The organism is Kitasatospora sp. Root107 (genome assembly GCF_001424875.1).
Taxonomy (GTDB): domain Bacteria; phylum Actinomycetota; class Actinomycetes; order Streptomycetales; family Streptomycetaceae; genus Kitasatospora.
Map to the genome: position 1 here is coordinate 15397 of NZ_LMCT01000036.1, position 17200 is coordinate 32596.

Consider the following 17200-nt stretch of genomic DNA (forward strand, 5'->3'; position numbering starts at 1 on the left):
CGACCAGCCGTCAGGCGAGCAGCTTCTCCACCGCAGGGCGCAGCGACTCGTCGTGCAGCGCCTCCACCCGGACGTCCGTGCAGCCGACCCAGGAGGCGGCCTCGCGCAGCGCCTCGGCCAGCGCTCCGACGTGCCGGGGCGAGGTCAGCGAGACCTGACGGGCCACCAGGGTGCGGCCCTCGCGGGCCGGGTCGACCCGGCCGACCAGGCGGCCGCCGGCCAGCAGCGGCATCGCGAAGTAGCCGTGCACCCGCTTGTGCTTGGGGGTGTACGCCTCCAGCCGGTGCGCCATGTCGAAGATCCGCTCGGTGCGGGGGCGGTCCCAGACCAGCGAGTCGAAGGGCGAGAGCAGTGTGGTGCGGTGCCGCCCGCGCGGGGCGGTCGCCAGTGCCGCCGGGTCGGCCCAGGCCGGTGCGCCCCAGCCGGCCACCGTGACCGGGACCAGGCCGGTCTCGGGCAGTGCGGCGTCGAAGTGCTTGGCCTTGAGTCGGTGATAGTCCATCAGGTCGGCCCGGGTGGCCACGCCGAGGGCCGCCCCGGCCTGGGCGATCAGCTGCCGGACGCACTCCTGATCGGTCAGGTCCTGCTCGAACAGCGCGGCGGGGACGGCCTGTTCGGCCAGTGCGTAGACCCGCTTCCAGCTCCGTCGCTCGGTGCAGACCACGTCGCCGAAGGCGAGCGCCCGCTCGACCGCGATCTTGGTGTCGGACCAGTCCCACCACTCCGAGGTCTTCTTCGCGCCGCCCAGCTCGGTGGAGGTCAGCGGGCCCTCCGCGCGCAGCTGGTCGAGCACCCGCAGGTAAGTCTCCTCGGTGACCTCGGCACCCCAGAGGTGGCCCCGGCCGCGGTAGCCCCGGCGGCGGAAGGCGAACAGCGGCCACTCCTCGATCGGCAGGATGCAGGCCGCGTGCGACCAGTACTCGAAGGTGGCCGCCGAGCCCCAGTACGCCGTCTCGATCGCCGGGCGGCCGACCGCGCCGAGCCGGGCGTACGGGATCAGCTCGTGCGAGCGGGCCAGCACCGAGATGGTGTCCAGCTGGACCGCGCCGAGGTGGCGCAGCACGCCCCGGACACCGGACCGGCGGTCCGGGGCGCCGAGCAGGCCCTGGGCGCGCAGCGCGATCCGGCGGGCGTCGTCGGCGGAGAGTTCGACGGTCGGGGCGGGAGAGCTCGGGGCGGTCATGCCCAGCAGCGTAGAGCCCGGGTCCGACAGCGCAGGTCCGGGAACCAAGGGCCCGTTTCGTACGTAACAACGAGCGCGAGGAGCAAGGCCGGTGGGTCGATTTGTCCGGACCGGGATGCTATCGGTGGTTGTGCTCCGACGGGTGACACGGTATTACCGTGCTGACGCACCTCCCGGCGCGTTGGACTCCTCGCATACGATGGCCCGTGCGGTGGGGTCGACCCATCGTGCAGTCGTCCAAAGCCAATCCAGGCAAGGAGCCCGCCCAAGTGTCCGTCTTCGACAAGATCCTGCGCGCCGGCGAGGGTAAGACCCTTCGCAAGCTGCAGCGGATTGCCGCCCAGGTCAACTCCATCGAAGAGGACTTCGTCAACCTCACGGACGACGAGCTGCGCGCGCTGACCGATGAGTACAAGCAGCGGCTGGCCGACGGCGAGACCCTGGACGACATCCTTCCCGAGGCGTTCGCCACCGTCCGCGAGGCGGCCAAGCGCGTGCTCGGCCAGCGGCACTACGACGTCCAGCTGATGGGTGGCGCCGCCCTGCACCTCGGCTTCGTCGCCGAGATGCGCACCGGCGAGGGCAAGACCCTGGTCGGCACGCTGCCCGCGTACCTGAACGCGCTGACCGGCAAGGGCGTCCACCTGATCACGGTGAACGACTACCTCGCCGAGCGTGACTCGGAGTGGATGGGCCGGGTGCACCGCTTCCTCGGCCTCGAGGTCGGCGTGATCCTCGGCAGCATGTCGCCCGCCGAGCGCAAGCGCCAGTACGCGATGGACATCACGTACGGCACCAACAACGAGTTCGGCTTCGACTACCTGCGCGACAACATGGCGTGGTCGCAGGACGAGCTGGTGCAGCGCGGCCACAACTTCGCGGTGGTCGACGAGGTCGACTCGATCCTGATCGACGAGGCCCGTACGCCGCTGATCATCTCCGGCCCGGCCGACCAGGCGACCAAGTGGTACGCCGACTTCGCCAAGCTGGTGCAGCGCCTGAAGCGCGACCGCGACTACGAGGTGGACGAGAAGAAGCGCACCGTCGGTGTGCTGGAGGAGGGCGTCGGCCGGGTCGAGGACTACCTCGGCATCGACAACCTCTACGAGTCGGTGAACACCCCGCTGGTCGGCTTCCTGAACAACGCGATCAAGGCCAAGGAGCTCTACAAGAACGACAAGGACTACGTCGTGATGAACGGCGAGGTCATGATCGTTGACGAGCACACCGGCCGGATGCTCGCGGGCCGTCGCTACAACGAGGGCATGCACCAGGCGATCGAGGCCAAGGAGGGGGTGGAGGTCCAGAACGAGAACCAGACGCTGGCCACCGTCACCCTGCAGAACTTCTTCCGGCTGTACGACAAGCTCGGTGGCATGACCGGTACGGCCACCACCGAGGCGGCCGAGTTCCACCAGATCTACAAGCTCGGCGTGGTCCCGATCCCGACCAACAAGAACCCGCTGCGGATCGACCAGCCGGACCTGATCTACAAGTCCGAGCCGGCCAAGTTCGCCGCCGTGGTCGAGGACATCGTCGAGAAGCACGAGAAGGGCCAGCCGATCCTGGTCGGCACCGTCTCGGTGGAGAAGTCCGAGTACCTCTCCCAGGAGCTCCGCAAGCGCGGTGTCCCGCACGAGGTGCTGAACGCCAAGCACCACGAGCGCGAGGCGCAGATCGTCGCCCAGGCGGGCCGCAAGGGCGCCGTCACGGTGGCCACCAACATGGCCGGCCGTGGTACCGACATCATGCTGGGCGGCAACGCCGACCACCTCGCGGCGGCCGAGCTGGCCCAGCGCGGCCTGACCGAGCTGGACACTCCGGACGAGTACGAGGCCGCCTTCCCGGCCGCGCTGGAGAAGGCCAAGGCCGCGGTCAAGGCGGAGCAGGAGGAGGTCCAGAGCATCGGTGGCCTCTACGTGCTCGGCACGGAGCGCCACGAGTCCCGCCGGATCGACAACCAGCTGCGCGGCCGCTCCGGCCGTCAGGGCGACCCGGGCGAGTCCCGGTTCTACCTCTCGCTCGGCGACGACCTGATGCGCCTCTTCAAGGCCGGCATGGTCGAGCGCGTGCTCGCGATGGCCAACGTGCCGGAGGACGTGCCGATCGAGTCCAAGATGGTCACCCGCGCCATCGCCTCGGCGCAGACCCAGGTCGAGCAGCAGAACTTCGAGATCCGCAAGAACGTCCTCAAGTACGACGAGGTGCTGAACCGTCAGCGCGAGGTCATCTACGGCGAGCGCCGCCGCGTCCTGGAGGGTGAGGACCTGCAGGAGCAGGTCGGCCACTTCATGGACGACACCGTCGCCGCGTACGTCGGTGCCGCGACCGGCGAGGGCTTCGAGGACGACTGGGACCTCGACAAGCTGTGGACCGCGCTCAAGCAGCTCTACCCGCTCACCCTGGAGCTGGAGGAGCTCGAGGAGGAGGCCGGCGGCCCGGCCGGCCTGACCTCGGAGTTCCTCACCAAGGTGCTCCAGGAGGACATCCAGGCGCAGTACGGCGCCCGCGAGGACCAGCTCGGCTCGGAGATCATGCGTGAGCTGGAGCGCCGGGTGGTGCTCTCGGTGCTGGACCGCCGCTGGCGCGAGCACCTGTACGAGATGGACTACCTGCAGGAGGGCATCGGCCTGCGGGCGATGGCCCAGCGCGACCCGTTGGTCGAGTACCAGCGTGAGGGCTTCGACATGTTCGGCGCCATGATGGAGGGCATCAAGGAGGAGTCCGTCGGCTACCTGTTCAACCTGGAGGTCCAGGTCGAGCAGCAGGTCGAGGAGGTCCCGCTGGCGGACACCGAGGAGACCCTGGCCAGGCTGGAGAAGGACGCCGCGGCGTCCCGTCCGGAGATCAAGGCCAAGGGCCTGGAGGTCCCGAAGCCGCAGCGCCTGCACTACACCGCCCCGTCGGTGGACGGCGACGAGACGGTCGTCGAGGGCGACTTCGAGGACACCCTCGGCGCCGAGGAGGGCGACGGGCTGACCCGGGCCGAGCGCCGCAAGGCCGCGCGGGCGGCGAAGGGCCGTCGCCGGAAGTAGGGCTGACCGTTCGTCAGGGGCGCGGGGCTTCGGCTCCGCGCCCCTCGGCGTTTCAGCGGGCCTCCACGGCGGTGCACTGCCACTGCTCGGTCCGGCGGTGGCGCTCCAGCCGGAAGGCCACCATGTGGTGCCGGGGGCCGAACTCGACCCGGACGCAGACCTCCAGGGCCCGGGCGGTCGGCGCGGAGTCGTAGACCCGGCCCAGGCGGTGCGCGGTCAGCCGGCCGCGTGGGCGGAGCGGTCCGGTCCGCACCAGGGCGGTGAGCTGCTGGTAGCCCGGCAGGCTGGTGTGCCGCTGGAGCTGTCCGGCCGGACGGTGGCCGGTGAGCACCTCGACCAGCCGGTGGGCGAACCGTGCCGCCAGCTGGGTCTGCCCCGTCCTGACCGGTGAGCAGGCGCTGCGCGGGTGACGCGGGGTCAGCTCGCCGACCGGGTGCGGACGGCGGGGCACCCGGTCGGTGCGGCGCCGGTGCGGGTGCTGCGGGCTGACCGGGTGGACCAGGGCGCGGACGTGCGGTGCGGGAACGGTCACGGCGGGCGCCCTTCGTTCGCGGATGCGGTCGGGTCCCTTGGTACCGGTGGGTCGGGGGCCGGGCAACGAAGCGTCGGATCGTGTCGGCGGCGGCCGGTGGTGTCACCTATCCGGGTGACGTTCGGTGCGGGGGCTGGACCCGTACGGCCCGGGGCGGTGCGTCCGGCTGACGGGGTGACGGGTACGGCAGGGCCCGAAGGGGGACGTTCTCGGGTGCTGCGCGGGCGCGGCGGCAGCCGTGGTCGCGGGCGCGGACGGCAGGATCGGGGTCGGCAGGATCGGGACCGGAGGTGGGCATGGTGCGGCGAGGACTGGTGCTCGGCGGGGGCGGGATGCTCGGTGCCGCCTGGACGATCGGTGCGCTCTGCGCGGTGGAGGAGGCGACCGGCTGGCGGCCGGGCTCGGCCGAGATCGTGCTCGGCACCTCGGCCGGTTCGATCCTGGGCGCTCTGCTGGCGACCGGCGTGCAGGCGGCCGACCTGCGGGACCACCAGCGCGGCCTGGAGATCGTCACGGGCCCGCTGGCGGGCATCGAATTCGACTACGACACCGTGCTGGGCGGGGCGCTGCCGCCCCGGCCCCGGCCGCGGATCGGCTCACCCGGACTGCTGCGGGACGTCGTCCGGCACCCGCGGGAGTACCCCTTTCTGACCATGGTCTCCGCGGTGGTGCCGACCGGGCGGGGCTCGGTGGCCCCGGTGGGCGAGCTGGTGCGCGGGCTGGTCGGCGACGACGGCCGGCTCGGGGCGTCCGGGCTGCGGGTGGCGGCGGTGGACTACCGGACCGGGCGGCGGGTGACCTTCGGCGACCCCGGCGCGCCGGTGGCGGCGGTCGACCAGGCGGTGATGGCCTCCTGCGCGATCCCCGGCTGGTTCGCCCCGGTCGAACTGGGCGGCAGCCGGTACGTGGACGGGGGCTGCTGGTCGGCCACCAACGCGGACCTGATGGCGGGCCGGGGGCTGGACGAGGTGTACGTGCTGGCGCCGATGGCCCTGCGGCCGTCCTGGCCGGACGGGCGGCGGGCGGAGCCCGGGACGCTGGCCGCGCTGCGGGAGTGGCGGCAGCGGGACCGACCGCGAGGGGTGCTGGTGCAGCTGGTCAGCCGGTACCGGCGGGCGGTGACCCGTCAGTTGATGCGGGAGGCCCGGCAGTTGCGGGCCGGGGGGATGCGGGTGCAGCTGCTGGCGCCGACGCTGGCGGACCTGGCGGCGATGGGGCCGAACATGATGGACCCGGCCCGGCGGGGGGAGACCCTGGAGACGGCGTTGCACACGGTGGCGCAAGCGCTTGGCAGGAGCTCTGGTTCTACGGTCTAGGGGCTCGGGGCTCTGCTGACTTGCGGCTCCGCCGCGGGGCGAGGAGGTCTGGCGTTCGGGTCACTGCGAAAGTGCCTGACCATTTACGTACGGATCACCTGTTACGAGGCCGGCGTCGCCCCGCGGCGGAGCCGCCCATCAGCAGCGTCCCGAGCCCCTGGTGGTACTTGCCTGAGCGTATTGTTTGAGGTTCTGTCAGCCGAAGAATCCGGAGTGCTCCCGATGCGTGTGTACGTGCCCACGACCTTGGCCGGACTGGCGGCGGCGTACCCCGGCGGGGCGTTGGATCAGGCGGTGGCGTACGCGGTGACGCCCGCGTTGCGCGAGTGGTACGTCAGCGACGACCTGGAGGAGCTGGAGTACGCGGCGCTGAACCGGGCCGCGCAGGCGGCGTTGCGGCTGCTCGCCGCCGACCCGGAGGCGCCTCGCCGCCGGGTGGTGGTGGCGGTCGAGGTCGCGGACTCCGGGGTCGGGGCGTTCGTCGGGGACGAGTACCAGGACCAGGCCTCGTTGGGGCGGGTGGTGCTCAAGGGCCCGCTGCCGCTGGCGAAGGCGGCCGCGGTGCACGCGGACGTGGCGGACGCCGAGGTGGTGGCGGACATCGCCGCCGCGGCTGCGGTGATCGAGGCGGCGGACAAGGGCGACGACGACGCGCAGTTCACCGTGGACGGCGCGGAGGACCACGAGCTGCTCTGGTTCGCCACCCAGGAGATCCCCGCGCTGCTGGCCTGACGCTTGGTCAGGGGGTGACGATCGCGAAGTTCGGGTCCGGCTTGTCGAGCACCCCCAGCAGCTTGGTCAGCAGGGTGGCGTCGCCGGTGACGGTGACGCCGTCCAGGCCCTTGCCGCCGAGCAGGCCGAGCAGTTGAGGCTTGGTCAGGGTCAGGCTGACGCCGACGCCGGCGGCCGGGGTGGTGCTGCTGCGGTAGGTCAGCACGCCGTTGGCCAGTCGCAGGTGCCAGACCTTGCCGAGGGTGGGCAGGTTCCAGTCCATGGTGAGGGTGAGGTCCCAGGCCCGGGGGCCGTTCACCCGGATCGCCACCGAGTCGATCAGCTGCTCGATGCTGAGTGCCATCAGCATGTCGGCACCCGTGGTGGAGGCGGTGGCGGGCTTCACGCCGTCGCGCAGCTCCATCGCGCCGGTGAGGTAGAAGTTCCGCCAGACCGCGTTCTCGGTGGCGTGGCCGAGGGTGTCGTAGACCTTGGCGAGCTCGCCCTTGGCCCGGCGGTCGGTGGGGTCGGCGAAGACGCAGTGGTTGAGCAGGGTGGCCGCGAACCGCAGGTCGCCGTCGCGGACGAAGCGCAGGGCGGTGGCGAGCGCGGGTCGCTGGCCCCCCATCGCCCGGACGTACCGCTTGGACTCCTCCACCGGCGGGTGCTCCCAGAGGTGTGCCGGGTTGCCGTCGAACCAGCCCAGGTAGCGCTGGTAGATGCCCTTCACGTTGTGGCTGAGCGAGCCGTAGTAGCCCCGGTTGGCCCAGACCGCGTCGAGCGCGGGCGGCAGTTGGATCTGCTCGGCGATCTCACGGCCCGTCAGGCCCTGGTTGATCATCCGCAGGGTCTGGTCGTGCAGGTACGCGTACAGGTCGCGCTGGTGCTCCAGCAGGGTGGTGATCTGCTCGCCGCCCCAGGTCGGCCAGTGGTGCGAGGCGAAGGCCACGTCCACCTTGCCCCGGAACAGTTCGGCCGACTCGCCGAGGTAGAGCGCCCACTGCCGGGCGTCCCGGACCTGGGCGCCGCGCAGGGTGATGATGTTGTGCATGGTGTGGGTGGCGTTCTCTGCCATGCAGACGGCCCGCAGGTCCGGGAAGAGGAAGTTCATCTCGGCGTGCGCCTCGGTGCCGGGCGTCAGCTGGAACTCGATCCGGACGCCGTCCAGGGTCTCGGTCTGCCCGGTCCGCGTGACGTACTTGGTCGGCGGGATCAGGCCGATGGTGCCGAGCGAGACGTTCTGCCCGAGGCCGCAGCCGATCTGTGCGGCGGCGCTCTTGGGCAGCTGCGCGCCGTACATGTAGGAGGCGCGCCGGGTCATCGCGGTGCCCGCGTAGACGTTCTCCGAGACTGCGTGCTCCATGAAGCCCTCGGGGGCCAGGATCGGTACGCCGCCCGCGCCGTTCGGCAGCACGCCCCGGCAGCCGCCGAAGTGGTCCACGTGCGGGTGGGTGTAGATCAGCCCGGTGACCTTCCGGTCGCCCCGGTGGGCCCGGTAGAGGCCGAGTGCGGCGGCCGCGGTCTCGGCCGAGATCAGCGGGTCGATCACGACGATGCCGGTGTCGCCCTCGACGATCGTCATGTTCGACAGGTCGAGGCCGCGGACCTGGTAGATCTGCTCGGTGACCTTGAACAGGCCCTGTTTGGCGGTGAGTTGGCTCTGCCGCCAGAGGCTGGCGTCGGCGGTCTTCGGCGCCGGGCCGGCCAGGAAGGCGTACGCGTCGTTGTCCCAGACCACCTGGCCCGCCGCGTTCTTCACCACGCCCGGGGTGAGCGCCGCGACGAAGCCCCGCTCGGCGTCGGCGAAGTCGGCCCGGTCGTCGTACGGCAGCCCGCCGGTGTCGGTCGCGCTCTCCCCGCCGGTCGGGCCCCTGCCGTCGGACTGCCCGATCGCCGCCGCGCTCAGCGGGTTCAGGGCGAGGGCCGCGGCTGCGGCACCGGTGGCGGCGACGAAACCGCGACGGTCGAGGGGGCTCATGGACTACCTCACAGCAAGAGGGGGACCGGGTGGTGACGCCGACCCTGCTGCCCGGCCCGGTGCAGGTCAATGGCGCGGAGCGGATTTGGGAAGGCTCCCTGCATCGGGCGGGGCGAGGCTGTGAACGGTCCTATTGCGAGGTCAGGCCGCCAGGTGCCGGGTGAGGAAGGCGACGCTGCGGGCGACCAGCGGCTCGATGTCGGCGCCGACGAAGATGTGGTCGGCCCCGGGCACGGTGATCAGCTCGACGTCGGTGTGCGGCCGTAGGAGGTCGGCGAGCAGTTCGCTCTGGCTGTAGGGGACGACCTGGTCGGCGGTGCCGTGGATGATCAGGACGGGCGGTGTCCGGTGGCCGGCGTAGCTGGTGGGGCTGGCGGCGCGGTACAGATCGGGACGTTGGCCCGGCTCGGCGCCGAGCAGGGCGGTGACCGGGTGTCCGACCGGGGGCAGCTCGAGAGCCGGGGGGAAGCCAGCGGCCGCCGAGACGAGTTCGGCGGGTCCGTACCAGTCGACCACCGCGCGGATGCTCCCGCTGTCGCCGTCGATGACCCCCTCCGCGCCGTCGAGGTCGAGCCCGTCCGGTGTCGTGGCCGGGGCGAGGGTCGCGAGCAGGGCGAGGTGGGCGCCGGCCGACTCGCCCCACAGGGCGAGGCGGGTGGGGTCGATGCCGAGCTCGGCGGCAAAGTGGCGGACGTAGCGGATCGCGGAGCGGACGTCGTGGAGCTGGGCCGGGAACGGCGCTTCGAGGCTGTGGCGGTAGTCGATGGAGGCGACGGCGATACCGGCCTCGGTGAGCGAACCGAAGAGGAGTTCGGCGGGCAGGGTGGGCGGCGGGTAGCGGCGGTCGCCGTCGGCCCAGCCGCCACCGTGGATCCACACGACCACGGGCACGGCACCGCCCTCGACGGGCGGCAGGTGGAGGTCCAGCAGCCGGGGACGGTAGCCCATGGTGCGGGCGTAGGTCGCACCATCGATGCGGCGGCTGCCGTCGGGGCCGGTCACGGCCGGGGGCGGCGGCAGGAAGGAGGGCGGGAGCAGCGGCGCTTCGGCGTCGATGGTCGGTCGGTCGGCCATGGCAAGGTCCTCTCCTGGGTGCCTGGATCATTGCGCGCACGGCATCCGCACGGCAGGACGGTGGTGCGGTGTGTCGGGGAAACCCATCCGGTTGCCCCCGCTGTGCGGTTACGGCCGCTGCCGTGCGGTCACGGCGCGGGCAGGAAGCCGCTGCGGGCGATCCGGCCGAGCCAGCGCGCCGACGGCTTGGGCACCCGCAGGAAGCTCCGCGGGTCGACGGCGATCAGCCCGAAGGTCGGCCGGTACGAGCCCCACTCGTAGGTGTCGAGTGCGCTCCGGTGCAGGTATCCACGGATGTCGAGGCCGTCGGCGAGCGCCGCCGCGAGGTCTCGGAGGGCCTGATCGGTGTAGCTGATCCGGCGGCTGTCGTCGCGGGTGGCGAGGCCGTTCTCGGTGACGATGACGGGGACGTCGCCGACCACCTCGGCGGTGTGCCGGACGGCCTCGCCGAGCGCCGCCGGGTAGAACTCCCAGCCAGTGAGGGTGAGTTCGGCGCCCTCGCGGACCGGGAGAGGGCCGCCGGGACCGATCCGGGTCCGGGTGTACGCCTGGACGCCGACCCAGTCGTCCTCGCGGGCGGCCTCCAGGAAGACGTCCTCGCGGGGGTGGCGGTAGGCCGCCATCACCTCCTCGGCGCCGGGGACGGCTTGGTAGCACTGGTTGGTGACCGACCAGCCGACCTGGATCCCTGGCGAGACCGCCCGGACCGCCGCGGTGGCAGCCCGGTGCGCCTTGATCAGGACGGCGGTCAACTCGGGGTCGGGGAGCGGTAGTCCGGGCGGTGGCGGATGCTCGGCGTCGGCGGCGGTGAGGGCGTCCAGGACGGCGGTGATGTTGGGCTCGTTGATGGTGCACACGTGCCGTACGCCGTCGGCGATCACCGGTGCGGTGGCCGCGACGTAGCGGGCGAAGCGTTCGACGGCGTCCGGTGCCCGCCAGCCGCCGCGTTCGGCGAACCAGCGCGGCAGGGTGAAGTGGTGCAGGGTGACCATCGGGCGGAGGCCGCGTTCCAGGGCGCCGTCGACCATCCGGCGGTAGTGGGCCAGGGCGGCGCGGGAGAAGTGGCCGGGCTCGGGTTCGATCCGGGCCCACTCGATGCCGAACCGGTAGTCGGTGAAGCCGAGTTCGGCGAGCAGGTCCATGTCGACGGGCCAGCGGTGGTAGCTGTCGGCGGCGTCGCCGCTGGGCTCGGGGATCCGGTCGGTGTGGTGTTCGAGCTGCCACCAGTCGCTGTTGGTGTTGCCACCCTCCGTCTGGTGGGCGGACGTTGAGGTGCCGAACAGGAATCCGTCGGGGAACAGGGTGCCTTCTGCGCAGGCGAGCATGGCAGGGCCTTTCGGTGACGTGTGGCCGGCGGACTCGACGGATCGGGAGGATGCGGAGTGCGTCGGCGGCCGCGCTGGGTGCGGCGAGGGCGGAGAGGGTGGGGTCTCTCCTGGTGGTGTCAAAGGTAAACACCAAAACATTGAGATGCAATGTTTTGAAGATTCGAAGGCCCGGCTAGATTGCCGGGATGAGCACTCGTGGCCCCCGGGGCCCCTACGCGAAGAGCGCGGCGAAGCGGCAGCAGATCATCGAGGCCGCACTGGCGGCCTATGCCGAGGCGGGCAGCAGGGGCGTCTCGGTCAGGGACATCGCCGAGCGCGTCGGGCTGACGGACGCCGGTGTCCTGCACCACTTCGGTGGCCGTGAGGCGCTGCTCACCGCCGTACTGGAGGCCCGCGACGCGGCCGCCGCCGAGCGCTACGGCGAGGAGGCCGCACTCTGGCGGACCGAGCTGCTGGCGGAGAACGCGGCGACGCCCGGCCTGGTGAAGCTGTTCGTGGACCTGTCGGCGGCCGCGGCGGAGCCGGGGCACCCGGCGCACCCGTACTTCACCGAGCGGTACGGGATGCTGCGGGAGCGCGTCGCGCGCGCGTTCACCGAGGCTCGCCCGGAGGACGGGGCTGAGGCCTCGGACAACGCCGGGGTCGAACCCTCGGAGGTGGATGCCGACTGGGCGGCCAGGGTACTGCTGGCCGCCACCGACGGCCTCCAGCTCCAGTGGCTGCTGAATCCGGCCATCGACATGGCCGCCGACATCACCCGACTGCGTGATGTGCTGATCGCCGTCCTGGCCGGGGCCGGGCTGCGCAGAGACGCCTGAGGTCCACAGCGCAGCGGGCCTGTCGGGGGCGTCAGCAGGCGGCCCTGACCGGCTGTCTACGCGCGATACGCTCGGCCTCTGCGCAGGATGCAAGGAGTGGTGATGAGCACGCACGAACGGTGGACGCGGCTGCTGGAGATCCTCGGCGAGCAGGGACGGATCGAGGTCGTCGAAGCCGCGGAGGTGCTCGGGGTGTCCACAGCCACCGTCCGCCGGGACATGGAGGAGCTCGCCCGGCAGCAGCTGCTGACCCGGACGCGCGGTGGAGCGGTGCTGAGCGGGGTGGCCTACGACCTGCCGCTGCGGTACAAGACGGCGCGTCAGGCGGACGAGAAGCAGCGGATCGCCCGGGCGGCGGCCGCGCTCGTTCCGCCGGGCGCCGTGGTCGGGCTGAACGGCGGGACCACCACCTCGGAGGTGGCGCGGGAGCTGGCGGCGCGGGCCGATCTGGCCGGCCACGGCCAGGGGGTGGCACTGACCGTCGTCACCAACGCCATCAACATCGCGCACGAGCTGGCGGTCCGGCCGTACGTGAAGACCGTGGTCACCGGCGGTGTGGCCCGGCCCAGCTCCTACGAGCTGACCGGGCCACTGGCCATGACGGTGCTTCAGGGGCTCGCGCTCGACTACGCGATCATCGGGGTGAACGGGATCGACCCGAAGTTCGGCGCCACCGCCCATGACGAGGGCGAGGCCGGGGTGAACCGGGCGATGGTCGAGCGGGCCGAGAAGGTGATCGCGGTGGCCGACTCCACCAAGGTCGGGAAGCGGGCCTTCGCGCAGGTCTGCGCGCTGAGCGGGATCTCGACGCTGGTCACCGACAAGGACGCGCCCGACGAGCTGGTGGAACAGCTCGCCGGGCACGGTGTCGATGTGCTGTGTGTTTGAGCGTCAGGCGGTGGGCGGAGTACGGAACGGGGCGGCCCAGGTCTGGTTGGCCTGGATCGCGGCGGGGGCGGCACCGCAGCTGTAGAGGCTGATCGGGGTGCCCGACGTGGTGGTGGCGCCGTTGAAGACGTCGAGGCACTTGGTGGTGCCGGCGAGCTTCAGGTTGCCGTCACGGTTGTAGGTCCAGGTCTGCCAGCCCGGGGCGGAGCCGCAGGGGGCGACGCCGACCCACTGGCCCTGCTGACCGTTGATCACACCGGCGGTGACGGTGCTCTGCGCGGTAAGGCAGAGGTTCGAGGCCCCGGCCTGGAGGAGCAGGATCGAGCCGTCGTCGTTGCGCTGCCACTGCTGGTTGGAGCCACCGGAGCAGGGGTAGACGTCGACGGCCGTGTTGCTGGTGCGGGACTGGTAGTTGTCCAGGCAGAGCGACGCCTTGCTCCAGTTGTTGCGGGAGGCGGTGATCTCGCCGCGCGGGGTGGTGGTCGAGCCGCTCGGCGGGGTGATCCGCAGCATTGCGCTGTCGTGCGCGCCGATGGTGAGCGCGACGGTGCCGGTCGAGGTGCCGGTGGTGTGCGCCCAGAGGTCGCGCACGGTGTAGCCCGCGCCGGTCGGGTTGAAGCCGGCCGTCTTCAGGTCGAGGGTGTAATTCGCGGTGGTCGCACCCTTGTTGAGCACCACCACGGCGCGGCTGCCGTCGGCCAGCGGCTTGACGACCACGTCCAGGCCGCTGGTCGCGGCCGGGGTCCCGTCCGCGTTGGCGGCGCCGCCCGAGACGCGCTGGCCACCGGCGCCGAGCGGGTCCTGGTCGACCGCGATCACCTCGCTGTTGCCGAGGATGTCCAGCGAGGCCCGGAGGTGACCGGCCTCGGCCGGGTGCGAGTCCAGGTACGAGGGGGAGAACTTGCGGGCGTCGGTGGAGATCACCAGCGGCGCGGCCAGCGCGGAGAACAGCGACATCTGGCTGCGCTCCTCGGCCGTGGTCATGCCGTTGTCGCCGATCAGGAGCATGTCGGCGTCGTTCCAGTTGCCCGGCCCCTGGTAGCGGCTGAGGTCCACGGTGGCGTCGAAGCTCTGGTACGCGCCGAAGTTGTACGAGGACTGCACGCCGAGCGGCTGGCTCCACGGGTCGGTGACGCCGTTGTCGCGGTCGTTCCAGATGTCCGGGGCGACCCGCCAGAGCTGGCCGAGGCCGCGCACCCAGTTCATCGCCGCGGACTTGGTCGCGCCGTTGTTGTACGCGGCGGGCGCGGAGATGTTGAACATCACGTTCGGCCGGGGCGTCCCGGCGTTGTTGGCGTTGGTGACGGCCGTGTTCACCGCGTTCGACATCCGGGTGTCGAGGGTCTGCAGCGGCTCCTCGGCCCCGCAGTTGTCGTACTTGAGCGCGTCGACGCCCCAGGCGACGAAGGAGTTGGCGTCGGCCTGCTCGTGGTACTCGCTGCCGTTGGCCAGGGCGGGCGCAATCGGCGTGTAGGTGGAACAGGTGTGGGTGCCGGAGGTCTCGTAGATGCCGAACTTGGCGCCCAGGCTGTGCAGGTAGGCGCCGTACGCGGTCAGCTCGTGGTCGAAGCCCGGCTGCTTGGTGGCGTCCCGGACCTCGGTCCGCGCGCCCCAGTTGAGGGCGCCGTGCAGGTAGCCGGAGCTGTTCCGGTACATCCAGCAGTCGTCGACGGTGACGGTCCGGTAGCCCGCGCCGATCAGGCCCGCGTCGTACAGGCCCTTGGCGTTGTCCTGCATGTACTGCTGGAACGAGTAGTCGAGCTGGGGCGAGCCGTCCAGCGGAGCCTGCGGACGGCACTCCGAACGGGCCCAGTTGTTGAAGCCCATCGGTGGTGCGGCGGCGATCGGCCCGCCCGGCGAGGCGACGGAGGAGTAGTTGGCGGCCGGCTGGCTCACGCCGTCGTTGGCGGCGGCCGGCGGTGCCACCAGGGCGGGGCCGGCGGTGGCCAGGACGGCGCTGAGCAGAAGGGGCGCGGCCCGGTGGAGGATGCGCTTGGTCATGAGGGTCCTTCCGAGTCTGATTGATATTGCGCTAATCCTGCGATGACCGCGCATCTTCAATCACGTGCGCCATAGCTTCGGGCCCGAGGGCTCGCAGCGTCAAGCGCCTGGCCGCAGCCGTTTCAGCTGCACTCCTGCCGCGCAACGCTTCGATAACGCCCGAGGACGGCTGCGCACGTCTGCTCTAATCTGCTGGCTTCAATCATGTCCGAGCAGATTCGGATGCTCCTGGTCACCCTCACGGACGGTGGTACTCCCGATGGCTCCGCGTGCCCTCACCCTCTCGGCCGTCGCACTGAGCGCCGTGCTCACCCTGTCCAGCTGCGGTGGCCCCGGGGCGGGTGATGCCACCACCATCCGGTTCGTCGCCGCGGACTACGGGGCCAACGGGCAGCACCCGTCCGAGGCGTACTGGCGGGACGTGATCTCCGCCTTCGAGCAGCAGCACCCGGGGATCAGGGTCGACCTCCGGGTGATCGGCTGGAACGACCTCGACTCCCAGGTCGGCACGATGGTGCGGAACGGCGACCAGCCGGACCTGCTGCAGACCGGCGGCTACGCCGACTTCGCCCGGGATGGCCTGCTCTACCCGGCCTTTGACGTGCTGTCAGGGCCGACGGCGATCGACTTCCTGCCCCGGATGGTCCGGGTCGGCGAGCAGAACGGCACCCAGTACGGCATCCCGTTCGTCTCCAGTGCCCGGATGTTCCTGATCAACAACACCCTCTACCGTCGAGCGGGCCTGGACCCGGCCAAGCCCCCGAAGACCTGGGCCGAGGTCACCGCCCAGGCCACCGCCCTGAAGAAGGCCGGGGTGGAGATCCCGCTCGGCATCCCGCTGGGCAAGGAGGAGGCGCAGGCCGAGTCCTTCATCTGGATGCTGGAGAACCACGGCGACTACCAGGACTACAGCGGGCGCTACACCATCGACTCACCGGCCAACATCGAGACCTTCACCCAGCTGAAGAGCTGGGTCACCGCGGGCCTGACCGAGCGCAACCCGGCCTCCGTCGACCGCACCGACCTGGCCAAGGAGTTCGCGGCGGGCAAGGTCGGCATGCTGAACGGCTTCCCCGGCCAGCTCGCCGACCTGAAGGGTATGGACGTCAGCTGGACCACCATGCCCAGCAAGGACGGTGTCACCAGCGCCACCCTGGGGGTCGGTGACTGGGTGATGGCCTTCAAGAAGGGCGGCCACCGGAAGCAGATCAGGACCTTCCTCGACTTCGTCTACGCCCCGGAGAACACGGTGCGGTTCGCGAAGGAGTACCACCTGCTGCCGGTCACCCAGTCCGCGCTCACGGCGCTCTCGGCCGACCCGGAGGCGAGCGACCTGCAGCCGTTCCTGCGGGTGCTGCCCACGGCCGGCTTCTACCCGCTCAGTGACCCGACCTGGCCGGCCGTCTCCGCCCAGATCAAGTCCCGGATCGGCGGCGCGGTGACCGACCCGCAGGCGACCCTCGAAGCCCTCCAACGGACCGCCGAACAGAGCGGCCAGTGACCCGGGCCGGTCGAGTCACCCGGCCGGGGTGACGAGCGGGGGAAGGCTGAGCACGGCGGCCAGGCGCGCGACGGAGCCGGGGTCGCCCTCGACCCGGACGTCCCCCGCCGCGACCGCGTCGGCCAGTGGCCGTCCGCCGTACACGACGCCGGCGAGTGCGGAGGGCCGGGCGGTGATGACGGCTTCCGGTTGTTGTTGGTGGCCGCGTGCGGCGTGCAGGGTGCCGTCGGCGATGAGGACCTGGAAGACCTCGTCGTTGAGGTGGAGCTCGTACCGCGCGTGCACGCCTCGGGCCAGGTCGGGGTCGAAGTTGGTGCGCAGGGAGAGGATGAATGAGGTGGGGCTCAGGTGGGCGGTGCGGTCGTGGGCCGGGGAGCGTACGGCCCAGCGGCCCAGGGCTCGTACGACGGGCTCGAGTTCGAGGCCCCAGTCGGTGAGTTCGTAGGCCTCTGCGGCGGTGGGGGCGGGGAGGCGGTGTTTGCGGACGATGCCGGAGGCCTCCAGTTCGGTGAGGCGCTGGGCGAGGACGTTGGTGCTGATGCCGGGCAGGTCCGTGCGCAGCTGGCCGTACCGCTTGGGGCCCAGCAGTAGCTCGCGGACCACCAGGAGTGCCCAGCGCTCGCCGACGAGGTCGAGGGCGTGGCCCGTTCCGCACGCGTCGTTGTAGCTCCGTTTGGTTGCCATGCCCGGAAGTCTAACCCGAGCGGTTTCGATTCAGAAGCAGCTGGTTGTTTTTTGCAAGCAGGGTGGCTATGGTGGTGATCACACCAGCTACGAGACATCGAGGAACTGCAGATGCGCACCCTGATCAGCACCGCTTTCATCTCGCTCGACG

At 71.3% G+C, this 17200-nt stretch carries 13 protein-coding genes; 6 read left to right on the forward strand and 7 right to left on the reverse strand.

The features are described from left to right. Positions 1–10: 10 nt before the first annotated feature. The gene (locus tag ASC99_RS26960) at positions 11–1183 is read right to left on the reverse strand and encodes a winged helix-turn-helix domain-containing protein (protein ID WP_057236800.1); all 1173 of its coding nucleotides are present in this window, start codon (positions 1181–1183) and stop codon (positions 11–13) included. A 269-nt stretch (positions 1184–1452) separates the two neighbouring features. Between ASC99_RS26960 and secA the strand changes: the two genes are divergently transcribed. Continuing rightward, positions 1453–4218, forward strand: a complete 2766-nt coding sequence (gene secA, locus ASC99_RS26965; protein ID WP_057236802.1) for a preprotein translocase subunit SecA — start codon at positions 1453–1455, stop codon at positions 4216–4218. Between the two features lie 52 nt (positions 4219–4270). On the opposite strand, the gene ASC99_RS26970 is transcribed toward secA, so the two are convergent. Further along, positions 4271–4750 carry an Rv3235 family protein gene (locus ASC99_RS26970; protein WP_057236804.1) on the reverse strand — a complete coding sequence of 160 codons (480 nt, stop codon included), beginning with the start codon at positions 4748–4750 and terminating at the stop codon, positions 4271–4273. A gap of 296 nt (positions 4751–5046) precedes the next feature. Here ASC99_RS26970 and ASC99_RS26975 point away from each other — a divergent pair, with 296 nt between their 5' ends. Beyond that, the gene (locus ASC99_RS26975; RefSeq protein WP_057236806.1) at positions 5047–6066 is read left to right on the forward strand and encodes a patatin-like phospholipase family protein; all 1020 of its coding nucleotides are present in this window, start codon (positions 5047–5049) and stop codon (positions 6064–6066) included. Positions 6067–6288: 222 nt separating this feature from the next. Continuing rightward, complete coding sequence (locus tag ASC99_RS26980) at positions 6289–6798, forward strand: hypothetical protein (protein WP_057236808.1); 510 nt, start codon at positions 6289–6291, stop codon at positions 6796–6798. Positions 6799–6805: 7 nt separating this feature from the next. Here the strand turns inward: ASC99_RS26980 and ASC99_RS26985 are convergent, their stop codons facing one another. The 3 genes from ASC99_RS26985 to ASC99_RS26995 form a co-directional block, all read right to left on the reverse strand. After that, a complete protein-coding gene (locus tag ASC99_RS26985; RefSeq protein ID WP_057236810.1) occupies positions 6806–8755 on the reverse strand; it encodes an alkyl/aryl-sulfatase in 1950 nt (649 codons plus the stop codon). Positions 8756–8896: 141 nt separating this feature from the next. Next, entirely contained in the window at positions 8897–9829 is a 933-nt protein-coding gene (locus ASC99_RS26990; RefSeq protein WP_057236812.1) for an alpha/beta hydrolase, read from the reverse strand. Positions 9830–9957: 128 nt separating this feature from the next. After that, a complete protein-coding gene (locus ASC99_RS26995) occupies positions 9958–11154 on the reverse strand; it encodes a family 1 glycosylhydrolase (protein WP_057236814.1) in 1197 nt (398 codons plus the stop codon). A gap of 188 nt (positions 11155–11342) precedes the next feature. Between ASC99_RS26995 and ASC99_RS27000 the strand changes: the two genes are divergently transcribed. Further along, entirely contained in the window at positions 11343–11975 is a 633-nt protein-coding gene (locus ASC99_RS27000) for a TetR/AcrR family transcriptional regulator (protein ID WP_057236816.1), read from the forward strand. Between the two features lie 102 nt (positions 11976–12077). Next, a complete protein-coding gene (locus tag ASC99_RS27005) occupies positions 12078–12863 on the forward strand; it encodes a DeoR/GlpR family DNA-binding transcription regulator (protein ID WP_057236818.1) in 786 nt (261 codons plus the stop codon). Positions 12864–12866: 3 nt separating this feature from the next. Here the strand turns inward: ASC99_RS27005 and ASC99_RS27010 are convergent, their stop codons facing one another. After that, positions 12867–14864 (reverse strand): alpha-galactosidase, encoded by a 1998-nt coding sequence (locus ASC99_RS27010; protein ID WP_057236820.1) that lies wholly within the window; start codon positions 14862–14864, stop codon positions 12867–12869. A gap of 259 nt (positions 14865–15123) precedes the next feature. On the opposite strand from ASC99_RS27010, the gene ASC99_RS27015 reads away from it, so the two are divergent. Further along, positions 15124–16365, forward strand: a complete 1242-nt coding sequence (locus tag ASC99_RS27015) for an extracellular solute-binding protein (RefSeq protein ID WP_057236822.1) — start codon at positions 15124–15126, stop codon at positions 16363–16365. A 15-nt stretch (positions 16366–16380) separates the two neighbouring features. On the opposite strand, the gene ASC99_RS27020 is transcribed toward ASC99_RS27015, so the two are convergent. After that, positions 16381–17049: a winged helix-turn-helix transcriptional regulator gene (locus tag ASC99_RS27020; protein WP_057236824.1), complete on the reverse strand. Its 669-nt coding sequence runs from the start codon at positions 17047–17049 to the stop codon at positions 16381–16383. Positions 17050–17200: the final 151 nt, after the last annotated feature.

Excerpts from the sequence above, each read along its gene's own strand:
- ASC99_RS27005 (WP_057236818.1), top strand. The coding sequence starts at position 12,078 with ATGAGCACGCACGAACGGTGGACGCGGCTGCTGGAGATCCTCGGCGAG.
- ASC99_RS26960 (WP_057236800.1), bottom strand. The coding sequence starts at position 1,183 with ATGACCGCCCCGAGCTCTCCCGCCCCGACCGTCGAACTCTCCGCCGAC.
- ASC99_RS27010 (WP_057236820.1), bottom strand. The coding sequence starts at position 14,864 with ATGACCAAGCGCATCCTCCACCGGGCCGCGCCCCTTCTGCTCAGCGCC.
- ASC99_RS26990 (WP_057236812.1), bottom strand. The coding sequence starts at position 9,829 with ATGGCCGACCGACCGACCATCGACGCCGAAGCGCCGCTGCTCCCGCCC.
- ASC99_RS27020 (WP_057236824.1), bottom strand. The coding sequence starts at position 17,049 with ATGGCAACCAAACGGAGCTACAACGACGCGTGCGGAACGGGCCACGCC.
- ASC99_RS26995 (WP_057236814.1), bottom strand. The coding sequence starts at position 11,154 with ATGCTCGCCTGCGCAGAAGGCACCCTGTTCCCCGACGGATTCCTGTTC.
- ASC99_RS26980 (WP_057236808.1), top strand. The coding sequence starts at position 6,289 with ATGCGTGTGTACGTGCCCACGACCTTGGCCGGACTGGCGGCGGCGTAC.
- ASC99_RS26975 (WP_057236806.1), top strand. The coding sequence starts at position 5,047 with ATGGTGCGGCGAGGACTGGTGCTCGGCGGGGGCGGGATGCTCGGTGCC.
- ASC99_RS27000 (WP_057236816.1), top strand. The coding sequence starts at position 11,343 with ATGAGCACTCGTGGCCCCCGGGGCCCCTACGCGAAGAGCGCGGCGAAG.
- ASC99_RS26985 (WP_057236810.1), bottom strand. The coding sequence starts at position 8,755 with ATGAGCCCCCTCGACCGTCGCGGTTTCGTCGCCGCCACCGGTGCCGCA.
- ASC99_RS27015 (WP_057236822.1), top strand. The coding sequence starts at position 15,124 with ATGGCTCCGCGTGCCCTCACCCTCTCGGCCGTCGCACTGAGCGCCGTG.